General features: G+C 48.7%; 11 protein-coding genes and 6 pseudogenes. 7 read left to right on the top strand and 10 right to left on the bottom strand.

The genetic code is table 11. The features are described from left to right. Window positions 1-24: 24 nt before the first annotated feature. The 4 genes and pseudogenes from CWM58_RS03550 to CWM58_RS29150 all read right to left on the bottom strand — a co-directional run. Window positions 25-1563, bottom strand: coding sequence for a DHA2 family efflux MFS transporter permease subunit (locus CWM58_RS03550; protein ID WP_061154586.1), 1539 nt, complete (start codon window positions 1561-1563; stop codon window positions 25-27). 10 nt (window positions 1564-1573) lie between these two features. Then, window positions 1574-2752 (bottom strand): efflux RND transporter periplasmic adaptor subunit, encoded by a 1179-nt coding sequence (locus tag CWM58_RS03545; protein ID WP_206056621.1) that lies wholly within the window; start codon window positions 2750-2752, stop codon window positions 1574-1576. 15 nt (window positions 2753-2767) lie between these two features. Further along, the gene (locus CWM58_RS03540; RefSeq protein ID WP_008804876.1) at window positions 2768-3223 is read right to left on the bottom strand and encodes a MarR family winged helix-turn-helix transcriptional regulator; all 456 of its coding nucleotides are present in this window, start codon (window positions 3221-3223) and stop codon (window positions 2768-2770) included. 394 nt (window positions 3224-3617) lie between these two features. Next, window positions 3618-3881 (bottom strand): annotated as a pseudogene (locus CWM58_RS29150) (ISNCY family transposase); the annotation flags it as partial. Window positions 3882-4029: 148 nt separating this feature from the next. Between CWM58_RS29150 and CWM58_RS29455 the strand changes: the two are divergent. From CWM58_RS29455 to CWM58_RS03505, 3 pseudogenes are all read left to right on the top strand, one after another. Further along, window positions 4030-5563: pseudogene (locus tag CWM58_RS29455) on the top strand (tyrosine-type recombinase/integrase). Then, window positions 5560-5739: pseudogene (locus CWM58_RS03510) on the top strand (hypothetical protein); the annotation flags it as partial. The pseudogenes CWM58_RS29455 and CWM58_RS03510, both read left to right, overlap by 4 nt. Before the next feature lie 371 nt (window positions 5740-6110). Further along, window positions 6111-6197 (top strand): annotated as a pseudogene (locus CWM58_RS03505) (DUF305 domain-containing protein); the annotation flags it as partial. Window positions 6198-6497: 300 nt separating this feature from the next. On the opposite strand, the gene CWM58_RS03500 reads toward CWM58_RS03505, so the two are convergent. The 3 genes from CWM58_RS03500 to CWM58_RS03490 form a co-directional block, all read right to left on the bottom strand. Further along, entirely contained in the window at window positions 6498-7244 is a 747-nt protein-coding gene (locus CWM58_RS03500; RefSeq protein WP_100680572.1) for a glucose 1-dehydrogenase, read from the bottom strand. 233 nt (window positions 7245-7477) lie between these two features. After that, window positions 7478-8062 carry an NAD(P)H-dependent oxidoreductase gene (locus CWM58_RS03495; protein ID WP_100680234.1) on the bottom strand — a complete coding sequence of 195 codons (585 nt, stop codon included), beginning with the start codon at window positions 8060-8062 and terminating at the stop codon, window positions 7478-7480. Between the two features lie 364 nt (window positions 8063-8426). Further along, window positions 8427-9341, bottom strand: a complete 915-nt coding sequence (locus CWM58_RS03490) for a LysR substrate-binding domain-containing protein (RefSeq protein ID WP_100680233.1) — start codon at window positions 9339-9341, stop codon at window positions 8427-8429. A 254-nt stretch (window positions 9342-9595) separates the two neighbouring features. Between CWM58_RS03490 and CWM58_RS03485 the strand changes: the two genes are divergently transcribed. The 4 genes and pseudogenes from CWM58_RS03485 to CWM58_RS29140 form a co-directional block, all read left to right on the top strand. After that, window positions 9596-11557, top strand: a complete 1962-nt coding sequence (locus CWM58_RS03485) for an FUSC family protein (protein ID WP_100680232.1) — start codon at window positions 9596-9598, stop codon at window positions 11555-11557. A gap of 85 nt (window positions 11558-11642) precedes the next feature. Next, window positions 11643-12011, top strand: coding sequence for a winged helix-turn-helix transcriptional regulator (locus CWM58_RS03480; RefSeq protein ID WP_100680231.1), 369 nt, complete (start codon window positions 11643-11645; stop codon window positions 12009-12011). A gap of 494 nt (window positions 12012-12505) precedes the next feature. Then, window positions 12506-12727: pseudogene (locus CWM58_RS03470) on the top strand (alpha/beta hydrolase); the annotation flags it as partial. 177 nt (window positions 12728-12904) lie between these two features. Beyond that, window positions 12905-13069, top strand: a pseudogene (locus CWM58_RS29140) (IS3 family transposase); the annotation flags it as partial. A 16-nt stretch (window positions 13070-13085) separates the two neighbouring features. On the opposite strand, the gene CWM58_RS03465 reads toward CWM58_RS29140, so the two are convergent. From CWM58_RS03465 to CWM58_RS03455, 3 genes are all read right to left on the bottom strand, one after another. After that, window positions 13086-13688, bottom strand: a complete 603-nt coding sequence (locus tag CWM58_RS03465; protein WP_100680229.1) for an NAD(P)H-dependent oxidoreductase — start codon at window positions 13686-13688, stop codon at window positions 13086-13088. Window positions 13689-13770: 82 nt separating this feature from the next. Further along, window positions 13771-14142 (bottom strand): DUF2255 family protein, encoded by a 372-nt coding sequence (locus tag CWM58_RS03460; protein WP_100680571.1) that lies wholly within the window; start codon window positions 14140-14142, stop codon window positions 13771-13773. A gap of 126 nt (window positions 14143-14268) precedes the next feature. Beyond that, window positions 14269-14526: a hypothetical protein gene (locus CWM58_RS03455; protein WP_100680228.1), complete on the bottom strand. Its 258-nt coding sequence runs from the start codon at window positions 14524-14526 to the stop codon at window positions 14269-14271. Window positions 14527-14555 lie beyond the last annotated feature (29 nt).

Here is a 14555-nt window from a genome sequence, read left to right as displayed (position 1 = left end):
AAGTTTGCCTGTGTGAATTTCAGTTTAGTGACCTGTTGCGGGGGCGCCTGGCATACCCGATTTCACGAACGGCGGGCGGGTGAACCAGATGATGATAATCAGCGCCATAAAGCCCCAGCCGAGCACCCAAAAATAGTCGATTGTCGACATCATGTAGGCCTGCTGGGTAACCACCTGGTCAATCATCGCAAGATGCTGCTGCGTCGGGCCACCCATCTTATTGACGTAATCCATAGCCGCCGGGTTGTACTGTGTCACGCTCTCGGTCAGATTCGCGTGGTGGAAAACTTCACGGCGCTGCCAGATCCATGTGGTTAACGATGAGGCAAAGGAGCCGCCGAGTACGCGAAAGAACGTGGCCAGTCCTGAACCTTCCGCCACTTCGTTACCGTGCAGATTCGACAGCACAATGGTGGTCAGCGGCATGAAGAAGAAGGCCACGCCAATCCCCATAAACATCTGCACGCTGGCGATGGTGCGGAAATCCACGTCAGTATTGAACTGCGCGCGCATCAGACAGGATGCCCCCATTGTCAGGAATGACACTGAGCATAAAATTCGCAAATCCACTTTGGTGGCGTAACGTCCGATGACCGGCGTCAGCACCAGTGGTAAGAAGCCCATCGGCGCAGCGGCGAGACCGGCCCAGATAGCCGTGTAGCCCATCTGGGTCTGCAACCACTGCGGCAGAATAATATTGATGGCAAAGAACGCGGCATAGCCCAGCATCAGCGCCAACGTGCCGATGGCGAAGTTGCGGTCTTTGAACAGACGCAGGTTCACAATCGGGTGACGTTCGTCCAGCTCCCACATCACAAAGCAAATCAGGCTGATCGCCGAGACAATAGACATCACGATAATGGGCGTAGAAGAGAACCAGTCTTCGTCGTTGCCCTTATCCAGCACCACCTGCAGCAGGCCCACACCAAGCACCAACAGCGCGATGCCAATATAGTCGACAGGCGATGACTGCGTTGTTTCTTCACGCATGCGCAGCTGCGACCAGACCACGATGGAGGCGAAAATCCCAATCGGCACGTTGATGTAGAAGATCCACGGCCAGGAGTAGTTATCGGTAAGCCAGCCGCCGGTGATAGGTCCCACGATAGGCGCCACCACGGTCACCATCGACAGCAGCGCCAGCGCCATGCTGCGTTTCATCGGCGGGAAGATAACCAGCAACAGCGTCTGACACATCGGGAACATCGGCCCGGCGAAAAAACCCTGCAGCGCACGGAAGATGATGAGCTCCGTCATGCTGTGGGCGAAGCCGCACAGAAACGACGTCAGGGTAAAGAACATCACCGAGGCGATAAACAACCGCAGCTGCCCGAATCGGCGGGTAAACCAGCCTGTCAACGGTAGAGCAATAGCGTTACACACCGCAAAAGAGGTGATAACCCATGTCCCCTGATCGGCGCTAACGCCCAGGTTGCCGGAGATAGTCGGCAGCGCCACGTTGGCGATGGTGGAGTCCAGTACCTGCATAAAGGTCGCCAGCGACAGGGCAAGCGTCGCCAGGAACAGGCTGGGGGGCGTAAAGGCTGCCTTCGGCTCTGACATAGATTCTCTCTTAGCGCTGGGCTACAGTGCTGGTGTTGTCATGAAGGATTTTCGCCACCAGTTTATCGGCTGCTTCCATTGGCGTTTCATACACATCGGTACGGAATCGCGGCTGTTCGACGGTTTTTTGTGGCAGAAGATGACCACCCTGATTGCGGATATCCACCTCAGCGTTCATCGACAGACCCACACGCAGCGGATGCTTCTGCATGTCATGTGGATCAAGCGTGATGCGTACCGGCAGGCGTTGGACGATTTTGATCCAGTTGCCGCTGGCGTTCTGGGCTGGCAACAGTGAGAATGCGCTACCGGTACCAATGCCGAGACTTTCGATGGTGCCGTGATATTTCACGTTATCGCCATAGAGATCCGCATTCAGCTCCACCTTTTGCCCAATGCGCATGTCCTGCATTTGGCTCTCTTTAAAGTTGGCATCCACCCACACTTCATTCAGCGGCACGATGGCAAGCAGCGTGGTGCCGGAGGTGACACGCATCCCGAGCTGCACAGCACGTTTAGCGACGTAACCACTGACGGGCGCAACAATGGTGCTGCGGGAGTTATCGAGATAGCGTTGGCGCAGCGTCGCAATGGCGGTTTTGACTTCAGGATGGTTATCCACTACGGTGTCATCAACCATCGCCTGATTGGTTTTGAGCGCTTGCTCGGCAGCCAGTAAATCGCTTTGCGCGCTGGTCACGGCATCACGGTAGTGCGCCAGATCTTCCACCGCAATGGCGCCGGAACTGACAATTTTTTCCCGGCGCACGTAGTCACTTTTCGCTGTTTGCAGGGCTACTTTTTTGGCAGCAACTTGTGCACGGTAGTTGTCGGCAGTGCTGTAGAGACCACGCACCTGACGCACTGTGCTGGCGAGATTGGCTTCAGCCTGCTGCAGGGCGATGGCGGTATCGCTTGGGTCCAGCAGAACCAGGGGCTGGCCTTTTTCGACATAATCGCCTTCATCCACGGTCACCTGAGTCACGGTACCGGTGATTTGCGGTGTCAGGGTGACCTGATTTCCGTTGACGTAAGCATCGTCGGTGCTCTCGTAATAGCGGGCGTAAAGCAGATACCAGGCCAGACAGCCTCCTGCCGCGAGGATCAGGATCAGTAATAAAATGGCGAAGTTTCTTGTACGCTTGCCTGGGCGCTTGTCCGAGGGAGGCGCGTTATTTTCCATAGACATAACCGGTGACCTTAATTAGCGATGGGGGGCCGTGAATTCATCGGGCAGCATTTTGATAAGAATATCTGCGAGCTGCCGGGATTCTTCGGGCGTCAGACGCGCCGTTAAGTCCGCGAGGATGGTATTCAGTGCTTCATTCTGAAACGTATTGCACAGCGTCTGACCTTTTGCCGTCAGGGCCAGGATCACCTGGCGCTTGTCGTGCGGATTCGGGCGGCGCTCGACCAGGTCGTTCTTCACCATACGTGCAACCATACGGCTCATTGCCCCGGTATCCATCTGCAGGCTCTTGCAGATTTCTGCCGGGCTGGTGTTACCTTTAAAGATATTAATCAATACCTTAAATTGCGGCGCGGTAATGCCGCTGTCGGCAAAGTAATGGCCGATAAGCAGGTCCTTAAACTGGTTTGCCAGATGGAACAGCAAACCCAGATGCAGGTTTTTATGGGAAGAGTCGATTGGGGTATTCATGATAGCTGCCTGGTCAGTAATTAACATGATAATTACTGCCTGGTCACCAATTGTCAAATTAGGTCAACAGAAAGCACACATATTGACAAATGGAGGAGGGCGATGAGCGTATTACGATCACTCGAACCCGTGATGCCCGCAGGCATCAATCTGGATGCGCTCTGTGGTACAGGCCCGACGCAGGCGTGGTTGATGTACGCGCGGCCGTAACTTGCCAGGGATCCATAAACCAGTCTGCGTCATCAGCTGGCGTACTGTCGGACCAAAATCAGCGTAATGTTCGCGGATAGTACGCACAGTTGCCGGTTGCCGGGCTGGCCAAGACGACGGTTAACAAGTGAAAGCGGCCCATGTTCACGATAGCGCTCCAACAACCGTCGGCAGTGTCTGTCAGATATCTCAAGCGGATAATATTGAGTGCGTACCGGGCAAGACCATCAGGTAGTTGGTTATTGCTGGGTTTTCAACGACGACGGCTAGCCATACCAAGCGGGCCAGATTCACGGTAACGCGACAGAAGGCATCGGCACTGGCGGTTCGATATGCTCAGGCGCTGTGTGGCCATCAAGTGTAGTCAGACGCCGATCGATAACGTCCTAATAACTTTGAGTCGATTAACTTTATCCAAAGCAAAAAACTCCGCCGCATGAGCCGTCATCAGAATCTATCGATGCTGAATCTTCGAGTAACTTATTCAGGAGAAAACCTTACAACTTAGCCACCACAATATGAGTGCGCATAATGTATATTATGTTAAATTTAGTCCGTCGTTCATTTAGTTCATAACCGCCCACAGAATACGATTAATCATACATTTACCTATCACTCTATCTTCTTCTTGCAAAACGTTATTTGAGAGTATTTTAAAAGTTAATATACCAGCCAGTATTTATCTTAAATCGGCAGATAATTTTGATGGCAAATATATCAACTCAACAAGTGACAGTTGGGTATTCGATTTTTCAGGGAGCCGCTGCTATGCCCACTTTTGTCAGGATAAAATCAGCAACCAAATAATCAAATATATTTGCTTCCATTATGCATCTGCCAAGTGTCCAGCTCAGGTTCCTAGGGTACTCCATGCGTGGTCTCTGGCAACTGATCATTGCATAACCAAATCTGCTTTCACTTTTACGGTGTTGAAAGATTACCTCGAAACTCAGGAAATTAAACCTCAATATTTCTACTTTATCATTTTCGGCCTAAAAATCCTCTGTACCGAAGCATTCCCTGGTTTTACCCTCGAAGATTATGAAGATCTCGAATTCATCCCTCGCCCGCACTCCCATGACTGGGGAATCTATCAGGAAATTGATCATGTTCTGGATCCCCTCGAAAAAACATGATCAGTAAAGGCTTGTTTGAAATGGCTATGGCGATTCGGTATGGCGAAAACTACAGTCTGAACACCATTCGAGATGCAGTAATTCTGGGACTGACGTATGTCACCGGTGCCCGACCGGTACAACTGGCTAAGCTGGCGGTAAAAGATTTACGTATTGATACCCGAAACTCCGAAACCGGGTTAATACGATATAGCTACTCCTTCCTTACGCCAAACAGCGGCACGTAACGACTGAACGTCTTTTTTTGGCGATTCCAGCTGAAATCGGCGCGTTAATTAGGCACTATATCGAGCGAGCGCGACTAAAACCTGATGGCAAGCTATTTGAATTTAGTCACTCTGCACCGTTTAATGTGTCCAGGGCAATTAACCAGGCCATCCTCTGTTTCAGTCCGCCAGATTATCAGGCAGCCGTAGCACGTGGCGAAGCGGCTTTGCCAACCATTACCCCGACCGACTTGCGCCACAACGTGGGGCATTCACTGGCTATGCAAGGGGTCAGCGCCGAGGAGATTGCGCATATTCTGGGGCATAGCTCCCTTACTGTTGCCAAGTATTACATTCTGGCGACGCCTGCATTGGCACTGATTCGAGCCAAAGCATTAGGTATCAATCCTGTATGGCAAAACATGGTGGCTATGATGTTGACTGGTGAACTGACTTCTTCAACGAAATGGCAAGACCAGCGAGTGGTCGGCATAGTCGGTGATCAGTTGCATGATGGGATTGGTGGTTGCTCCAGAGATGATGGCAAATGCCCGTTCAGTGAAGTACGCTGCTGCTACGGTTGCCTGTATTTCCGCCCCTTTTCTGATGGTGACCATCAGGCGGTGCTGGAGAGTGTAGTAAAAGAAGTCGATGAATTGATTTCCATTTCAGACAGTGTTGGTAACGCCCGCAATCCACTTATTTCCGTCCATGAAACCACACAATTTGAAATTCAATCCGTGATTGCTCGTTGCAGCTTTCATCAGGAAAAAGGCGGTGTGCGATGAAAAAACATTTTGCGCAGTTTTACGCCTTTATCACCGAGCAGCAAAGCTGGTTTGAACAGCATCTGGCAGCAGACTTCGAGCAGTCATGGGATGATCCTGTCTGGGTCTGCGGCAGCAATGGAAGTGGTTGGTTACGTGGCAATGGCAAAAATAAGATGGGGTTTAAGTGTGTCTCTGGTTTCCACACCAGTGGATGGTCAGCTAAAAGGACTTCATCAACTCCGTTCAAAGACGCTTTTTGAACTCTGTCATACGCATTTATTGCAAACACCGTCACATGCGGCCATTAGTACCGCACTTACTGTCAACGATGACAGCCTGAGCAGCTTTGTAAGCTATGTTTCTGTTCATATTCCAGATGCAGCAACGTCTCTGATTGAGACACTGGTGACTCGACTTGAAAAAGAACTTTCCCCTGTCGCATTGAACGGTTGTCTCTTCGGTTTGGGACAGGCTCATATAGAAGCAAGCTTTCTCTCGAGCATATTGATCGACTTAGCCTATTTAACAATGTCCGATTCTGACTCTGTGCGGATAAGATGACTAATCCGATCCCGACAAGGCCTTTGCGAAAGGTATGGTCGCATACCTCGAAGGGGGAATCGCAATGGCTGAGGACGCGTTTGATGAGGGGAGTTTTACTGTTAGCTCATTAAGTTACCGTGGCAAGCAGCCAGCTCGCAGCTTTCATACACAGACAGGAGGCACTCAAATTCGCCCCTACACCCGGGACGTCACCGCCCTCCTCCTGCCCCCCCCTCAATTTCCCGTGTCGCCAGCAGTCCCGGAAGTCTCGCATCGAGGGCGGCCAGCAGCATCAGCCCCCCATATCCGCAGCGGTGAAGGGCAACGAAAGTTTTACTCAGTTACGCTCCGCCGACGTTAGATCTTATGAAACCAATGCTATGGTTCATAACCATACATGAGCTTCACCTCAGGAGATGCCGCCGCTCGCCCTAATAACTTCCCCTGTAACCCATCGAGCTTCTTCAGAAGCCAAAAAGGCAACGACTTCAGCTACATCATCGGGCTGACCGGGACGACCAAGTGGAGTTTGAGCAACAAAACTCGATTCAATCTCAGAGCCAGTGATCCCAGCCGTGCACGTTCCCTCCGTGACTATGTAGCCAGGGCTGACAGCATTCACCCTGATTCCCCGGGGAGCGAGTTCTCTGGCCAGAACGCCAGTGATGGCGTTCACCGCACCTTTTGTACCCGTATAGACAGCACTGTTTGGCCCGCGTACGTCTGTGGCCGTTGATGAGATGTTGATGATGCTTGCTCCAGCGCCAAGGTGTGGCACAGCGGCATTCGTCGATAATAGCGTACCCAGCACGTTAACGTCGAAGAGCCGGCGATAATGCTCCTCTGTGACGTCCTCGATTGCGGCAAAAGCATAGACTCCAGAGTTGTTAACGAGGATGTCGAGACGTCCGAATGCGGTAATTGCCGCATCGACAAGTTCCCGGGACTGATCAGAGCTGGTGACATCACTACGTACAGCAATGGCCTTACCCCCATGGGCGACGATGAGATTGACGATGGCTTCGGCGCCAGCTTTATCCGAGACGTAATTGACGACTACAGCAGCACCTTCCTCAGCCAGTTTCCTGGCGATACCGGCGCCAATACCTTTGGATGCGCCGGTCACGATGGCGACTTTGTTTGCTAGTTTCGGCATTTTAATTTTTCTCCTAATTCGAAAGAGAATCGAGGTGAGCACGACAGCCACAAAGAGCCTAAAATCGCGTCGCCCCGATTCTGCAAAAACCTGTATACTCTGGCGGCTAGTTATTTGGTGCTTATTGAAAATCAATATGGCACAGCTAAATAACACCAGTTCGACTGATTCAGTATGAACGATCCGCAGCAATAAACTGCTTTTTGGTTATTGTGACAGACAGAGGGTTTCTATCATGACCCGAAGCAATCAGTCAGATGTTTTTTGAATCGTATCATGTCATTTTCGATATCAGGACTTTTCACAACATCATTTGCAATAAATGTTGGCATAGCTTGCAGACCAATGAATTCATTCGCCTTATGAAAATGCAGATAAACACCATCTACGCCAACACCACCAAAGAACTGTTCTGGATCATTAAAAGCCTCCAGAGGTGCATTCCAGGTAAGTGAGAGCATATATTTTTTATTCTTCAACAACCCACCTGAGCCATATTTTTTAGAGAGGTCATGACGTGTTCGCCCGTCGTTTTCATAAAACACACCATGACCACCTGTAAAAACCTCATCCATGTAGCGTTTTACCGTCCACGGAGCACCCATCCACCATCCCGGCATTTGCCAAATGATAGTGTCGCTGCTGATAAATTTATCAATTTCGGTTTCGACGTTATATTCACTATCAGCCAGTGTGACTGATACATGGTGGCCCATTTTCGTGAGATGCTCCTTAGCGAGAGAAGTCATGGAATGGTTTAATTCCCCTCCTGAGTGCGAAAAACTCTTGCCACCATCTATAATTAATACGTTACACATAGAACTATTCTCATTTGATATAAAAACGATATGTTACCTCTTTTTTTTATCTTTATTTAACATCGCGTGCCATAAAATGAATAACCTAATCCTTGGTTGTTAACCTTAACTCACAGGCCTACCTGTATAATAACTTTATTTATCATGGAGTTAGGCGCATACTTATACTTAATTACAGTCGGGATTACATTCTTTATTAAAAGCTAAAAGAGTTTTAATAATTAATAAATTTCGTTTTACATAATACCCCCTAACACAAAATGATATCTTTGCCTAAAATGTAGTCGATATTTTGTACTTACCAGAAAATCATTATCAGGATGGTTAACGTTGCATCCTGATATCCCGGAAAGAATAAAACTGACTATCTGAGATAATGCGCACAGTCATCTGCGCTTTTAGTTAAAAACTCTGTCAGTTCCTCAATACAGGCTTTCACCTTAAGAGGCATATTGTCGCGTGATGTGTGGAGTGCAAAAATTGACCTACTCTCTGTCCTGAAATCGCTGAACAGGACCTCAACGTTACCTTGAGCGATATCTTTTATGACCCAGATCATCGGCACGAAGGCGATTCCCCGACCAGCGCGCAGCCAGTCGATTAGTGCCAGCGAATCATTTGTTATGTAGCGACCTCTGGCACGGATGCGTATCTGACTGCCATCCCGCGAAGTCAGGTTACAGGTATTATCCGGCTGGATGTCATACTCAAGCCAGTCAAACTTCTCAATATCATCTGGATGAACAGGTCTGCCCATTTTATTCAGATAACTTACGGCCGCGCACACAACCATCGGCATACTGCCAACCTTGCGAGTATAAAGTCCTGAGTCCTCTATTTCTCCAAACCGGAGTATCAGGTCTAGCCCATGGGAAATAAGGTCGGGCGCGGGGCTCGCTGTTACCAGGTTTACACTAAGACCGGGAAACCTTTCCAGTAACTGAGCGCTGATGTGCGTAATGACATAGTGTGCCATGCTGGGTGAACACCCTATTCGCAGCACTCCCGAGGGACGTTCATTGAAGGCAAACATATTTTCATGAGTCTGCCTTGCCTCATCAAGCGTTCTACAGCATCCCCGGTAGAACACTTTCCCTGCTTCTGTGAGTGCGAGACTGCGAGTCGACCTGTTGAGTAACTTAACACGCAATTCCTCTTCCAGTTTGGATACAACCACACTTACTGAAGGCACGCTAAGGTCAAGCTGTTGGGCGGCCTTTGTAAACGAACCTGATTCGGCTACCTGTACAAATATCATCATGCTTCGGAGTGTCTGCATTGTTTACTCTTTTTTAAAACTCTATTAGGCGGAGCCCTGTGTGACTCATTCACTGCACAGGTTATTATTAATGTCTTCATTTATATGTCTAAATTACTTTCTGTACAACTTAGCGGAAGAACAGTCACTGTGCATTTCTGCTTGCTCTCGATGTTAGTCGTCTTGCAAGAAAAGAGCAGACGCCATCTATGAAGTCAACACCATGTTGGTCATTGTTGTAAAGTACTGAGTGCATTATCTTTCCAGGAAAAAGCATGTTTGAATATCTACGTTTCCCCGTGAAACTGGCATTTGCATTGGTTTCAGCGCTGGTCATTGGTTTTTATTTTAATCTCGAAATGCCTCGATGGGCGATCATGACCGCCGGCATCGTTGCCGGCGGCTCGGCGTTTTCAGCTGGCGGGGATCCTTATGCCGGAGCCCTTCGTCTCCGGGGAATTCTGCGTATCATTGGCACTTTTATAGGAAGCAGTGCAGCGCTAATATTGATCATCCTTTTTGCCCGCACACCATCCCTGCTTTTGCTTACGGCATGCGCCTGGGCCGGATTCTGTGTCTGGGTGTCCACGCTGGTGCGAATTGAAAATACCAGCGCAATGGCCACTGCAAGCTATACAGCGCTAACCGTACTCGTCACTGTTTATGCCAGTAATAACATGACACTGGCTCCGGTATACGCAATTGAAAGATGCAGTGAAATTGTGCTGGGAATTTTCTGTGCCCTTCTGGCTGACGTCATTTTTTCACCTAAATCTATTAAACATATTGTTGAACACGAGGCTGAGACCCTTATTACGCTTCAGTGCCAGCTTATGGCGCTTGCAGCAACATCTACGGATCAAAAAGCGCTCGACAAAAAAATGCTCGAGATCCTTCGCAGATCTGCAGCCCTAAAGTCAATGGTGGTTAACCTGAAAATGGAAGCCGGGCATTGGGAACTTGCCTCGCGGCGTCTAACCGCTATCCACATACGTTCTCTGACGTTGCTCACCCTTTCTCTGGATATTTTTCTGGCCCGCAAAATGAACACCGGTAATATCAATACAGATATTGACTCACTGCTTCAGGACGCACCTGGCGATGTTGAATCCTCTTTGCGCTACCTGCGAGATTTCCGCTACAGGCTTGCCATGCTTTCGGTTAACAGTCGATTATCCTCCCAGGCTGAATGGAGCAGAAATGCTGGAGAGTTTTTTTTACTGCTGAAGTGTTTTAAGGGCAATTTAAGACCATCATCCATCGAAGAAAAAATCCTCTCAGCAGTCCAACCGTCGCCGGAACGTTCTCTGGAATCACATTCTGCCCGCGTGAACGGTCTGCGAACCTTCATTGCGACGGGGACAGCCGCATTTTTATGGCTGTATAGCGGCTGGACGTCAGGTAGCAGTTGCATGATTTTACTTGGGGTCGTGACGGCGCTTGCAATGCGTTCGCCTAACCCCATTGCCGTAGCCAAAGATTTTGTCTACGGCATGACGGTTGCCGCGCCAATATCTTTTCTACTTTATACGGTCGTTATCCCCTCGACGCAGCAGAGTCTGATTCTGCTTTGCATTATGCTTGGACTGGTTGCTTTCATAAGCGGAATTTTTCTTCAGCGCAGACAGCTAGGAACCATGGGAGCCTTTGCAGGCATTCTGAATGCGGTAACAATAGCGAATCCAATGGTTTTCAACATTAATACATTCACTGATAATGTGTTAGGACAGATAGTGGGTAGTCTCTTCGCGTTCGCGGTTATTCTGCTGATCCCCGATCGGTCTCAGTCCCGAACCACCCAAAAAATTATGAATACATTGATTTATTCAATAACCACATCACTAAACCCTGCAAACCGCAGGCAAAGTAAAACACACCTGCCTGCCCTTTATCAGCATTTGAGCCTGCTGCAGTCTCTTCATCCGGGAGATTTAGACAAGCTCAGAATGTCGCTTGGGTTGATTGTCGGCCACAATCACCTTGCCAATGCACAACTCCCGGATAATCCCGCTCTAAATATGCCATATCGAGAGCTCCGAAGCGCAGCCGATGAGGTGAAATACGCCAGTAATAATGAAAAAAGAAAAGAGAAGCTTAATATGTATTTGGCGAGGCTTCGTACATATCAGCAAATGCTCGTGAAGGTTAAGGCTTCCCGGGAAGTATCCGAAAGCGTAGACAGACTCGTTTATCTTACAGAAACCTACCATCATGCTTTTGTGAAGCCGGGATCATAAAGCAGCCGAAAGAATCCCTACGTCGGGAAGTCACAACTAAGCATATGTAGATAGAGCATTAATGAAATAGTTTGGGTGGAAGATTATGGAAGAAACGGGCAAAACAGCCGCAGGGAAGTCGCCATTAAGCAGTAAAAATGAAATACTAAGTGGATGCCAGGCCCAGACTATTTTTAACCATATCACCAGTAAATGGGGGGTTAAAACAATTATTGTACTCATGCAAGGTGAACTACGGTTTTCTCAGTTAAAAAGGCATCTTCACAACATTACGGACCGGATGTTGATAAAGACGCTACATGAGCTTGAAGAAGATGGACTTATCTGTAGAGAATTTAATGAAACGGAACGTAATAAGGCTTTTTACAGCTTGTCTTCAGAGGGGAATGAGCTCGCGGTTATTCTAAAATCGGTAACAGAATGGGTACAAAGTTTCAGCACTCGCTCATCCTGAACAGAGTATTTTTTAATTACTATGCCACCATCAGAGGAGTTATGCAGGTGACAATATTTAATCATGTCAGGTTAGGTTAAAGCCCGCCTGAAACCCATCATTTCCAGCGATGTGTCTGGCGCACTGGCGCGGTTTGCCGATCTACGTAATGAACACACTGATAGACGTCGTCAGGGAAGCGCGTCTTTCGTTATCGTAGCCCACCAGGCGCCTGGTCCGCTCCGGCAGAAATGGCAGTGTGCCGGGCCAAAAACCAGGCCACCGAGCACGGGGCGGCGTGGCAACCGCTGGGATAACAGGGTGGCCAAATCGTTCTTTAGTACACTGAGAAATGAACGTACAAGGAAGATTACTGTCAGCTAAAGCTAACTACATAGTTTTAGTTCATGAAGTGAATTACTCATAGAAAATTAAAACTTTTGACAAAACAATAAAGTAGTCACAGAATTTTCCATGAACCAAGTTTTTACTCAACATAAGTTAAATCGTGTTGATTGTTAACTTACTTCATGGTCTTAGATATTACCCCGCGTCCGATCATGCTGGTTGCAGGTGAAAATGCGCACTCGCTTTATAATTCTCAGGACGTTTACGAAGCCGCCAGTAATCCTAAAGAGCTGCTCATTGTACCTGATGCCGAACATGTTGACCTGCACGATAATCCGGAAAAAATCCCGTTTGATAAACTGGAAGCTTTTTTCAAAGCTAACCTGTAATCCATCTACCGCCTCTGCAGGAGACATATGGTTGCAACCGGCCACATCCTGTATCAGGGAAAGGAATTTCTTGTTCAACACGCTCATTTCCTTATAGAGGTTCAGTACTCCGCTGAGCGAGCATGGACGCTTTGCATCGGGAGTACATATGCCCTCCCCTACAAATGATTCACATAGTTCGCCCGTAAACCTGTGTGCTGGGCCATGTCGACGTCGCCGGGCTCAGCACTCACGGTCAAAGCGTTGCAGATGGCCTGGGAGCTTCGGGGTAAGCCAACAGGAGTGTTGCTCCATAGCGTCAAAGACAGCCACTATACCAGTCTCCAGTATAAGAGCCGCCTTCTGTGAAGGCGGATTCCTACTTTGTCAGGCGTTCAATCAGCTGGCGCTGGTATTCAGGCAGCTGGCTGGTTCTCACCCCCTGAAAAACAAGTGGCGGGAGCCATGTCATGCCCGCATGTAATGCACTGGCTTTCATGGGGGTGAAAACATCGGCAAGCTCGGTACCTGTTCTGCCATTTTTTCCGTATGTTGAGTCATCACCGGCAGCAGTAGTAACAATAAGAATTTCCTTACCCTTCCATAAATCCGGGCCAACGCTACCCCATGTGTCATTCATATACGCTTTCATCATTGGGGTGATATTGAACCAGTGAGTGGGAAAGATAAACACTATCCTGTCATTCTGGCGTGTGATACGCCTCTCCTCATCACCGTTTATCTTGCGCGTATCGAAACCATAGAGCGTTTCAAGGTTACGAACAGTGACTCCATCTACGCTCTCAGCCGCCTGCTGTAGCCCTTTAATCATAACGGACCGCTCCGGATACGGATGAGAAACGATTACAAGCGTCCTTATATGGCTTTTCTCTTTACTGATGGCAGCTTTTAAGGGGATCACTAAGACCAGCAGAAAAAGCGCCAGCATTTTAACAGGCAGGCCTGGAAAGAGTGGTTTCATACTTGCCTCCAGTTTCAGGGAAATTAAAGTTAAACAGGCAGATCTTGCCTCACAGAACACGCAGTATCACTTTGACAGGAAATCACGAAGGTAAAATCTCAATCGTGGCCGCTCTGGCGCGTGTCCCTGTCATTGCGGAAACATAGCTGCTGCCGGAGTACTTTTTCTGGTAAGCCTGATCTATTTTACTTTCAAGCTCAGGGTCTGATGGTTTTGCGAACAGGACGTCGAACTCCTGTCCAATAGCCAGTATCTTACCCGCCTGCTGGGACAATGCAGCCTGATACCATTTTGAACGGGTACCACTATAGGCTCGGACGAAAAGTCGGTTACCCACCTTCACTTCCCAAATCCATGTCGGCGTACCGGTCGTATTCATATCGGGATGATACGGAGCGATTTTAAGGTCATCGGCCGCATCTATTCTTGTTAATACTTCAGAGTTCCAGAACATAAACCTCTCCTTTTTCATATCGGCTGTTTTTTTCTCTTGCACCATTAACTCGATAAATTAATGTTGCATGAGAAATTAGAGCCTGCTTCACCAGTAACAGCAGAGTGGCTGTTATTTGAATTAGGATTAATGCATCTCAGCGACGGTATTACCGGCTATCAACTGAATAATATATTGGCGGTCCATAATAAAACTGAGTTGGCATGCCTTTCCTGCGGTTGCCAGTCGACTCCAGAGTGCCAGCACTGCCCGTATTTTTGCCTGTTCGAGCGCAAAACCAATACCATCAAGACTGTCTGCGTTTATCTGAAGTTCTTTTATCATCTTCACGCATTCGCCGGTCAGGTCATCATAGCTAAGTGAAAACGTTTGTTTAGTATCCATTCGGCACGCTCTTTAGGGGGAATACCCAA

Source organism: Klebsiella sp. H-Nf2, from assembly GCF_002806645.1.
In the GTDB taxonomy this organism is placed as follows: Bacteria; Pseudomonadota; Gammaproteobacteria; order Enterobacterales; family Enterobacteriaceae; genus Klebsiella; species Klebsiella variicola.
This window is presented reverse-complemented; position numbering and strand designations above follow the sequence as displayed.

Coding starts and splice junctions, on each gene's coding strand:
- CWM58_RS03490 (WP_100680233.1), bottom strand. CDS start 9,341: ATGCAGACACTCCGAAGCATGATGATATTTGTACAGGTAGCCGAATCA.
- CWM58_RS03550 (WP_061154586.1), bottom strand. CDS start 1,563: ATGTCAGAGCCGAAGGCAGCCTTTACGCCCCCCAGCCTGTTCCTGGCG.
- CWM58_RS03465 (WP_100680229.1), bottom strand. CDS start 13,688: ATGAAACCACTCTTTCCAGGCCTGCCTGTTAAAATGCTGGCGCTTTTT.
- CWM58_RS03455 (WP_100680228.1), bottom strand. CDS start 14,526: ATGGATACTAAACAAACGTTTTCACTTAGCTATGATGACCTGACCGGC.
- CWM58_RS03495 (WP_100680234.1), bottom strand. CDS start 8,062: ATGTGTAACGTATTAATTATAGATGGTGGCAAGAGTTTTTCGCACTCA.
- CWM58_RS03500 (WP_100680572.1), bottom strand. CDS start 7,244: ATGCCGAAACTAGCAAACAAAGTCGCCATCGTGACCGGCGCATCCAAA.
- CWM58_RS03460 (WP_100680571.1), bottom strand. CDS start 14,142: ATGTTCTGGAACTCTGAAGTATTAACAAGAATAGATGCGGCCGATGAC.
- CWM58_RS03540 (WP_008804876.1), bottom strand. CDS start 3,223: ATGAATACCCCAATCGACTCTTCCCATAAAAACCTGCATCTGGGTTTG.
- CWM58_RS03485 (WP_100680232.1), top strand. CDS start 9,596: ATGTTTGAATATCTACGTTTCCCCGTGAAACTGGCATTTGCATTGGTT.
- CWM58_RS03480 (WP_100680231.1), top strand. CDS start 11,643: ATGGAAGAAACGGGCAAAACAGCCGCAGGGAAGTCGCCATTAAGCAGT.
- CWM58_RS03545 (WP_206056621.1), bottom strand. CDS start 2,752: ATGTCTATGGAAAATAACGCGCCTCCCTCGGACAAGCGCCCAGGCAAG.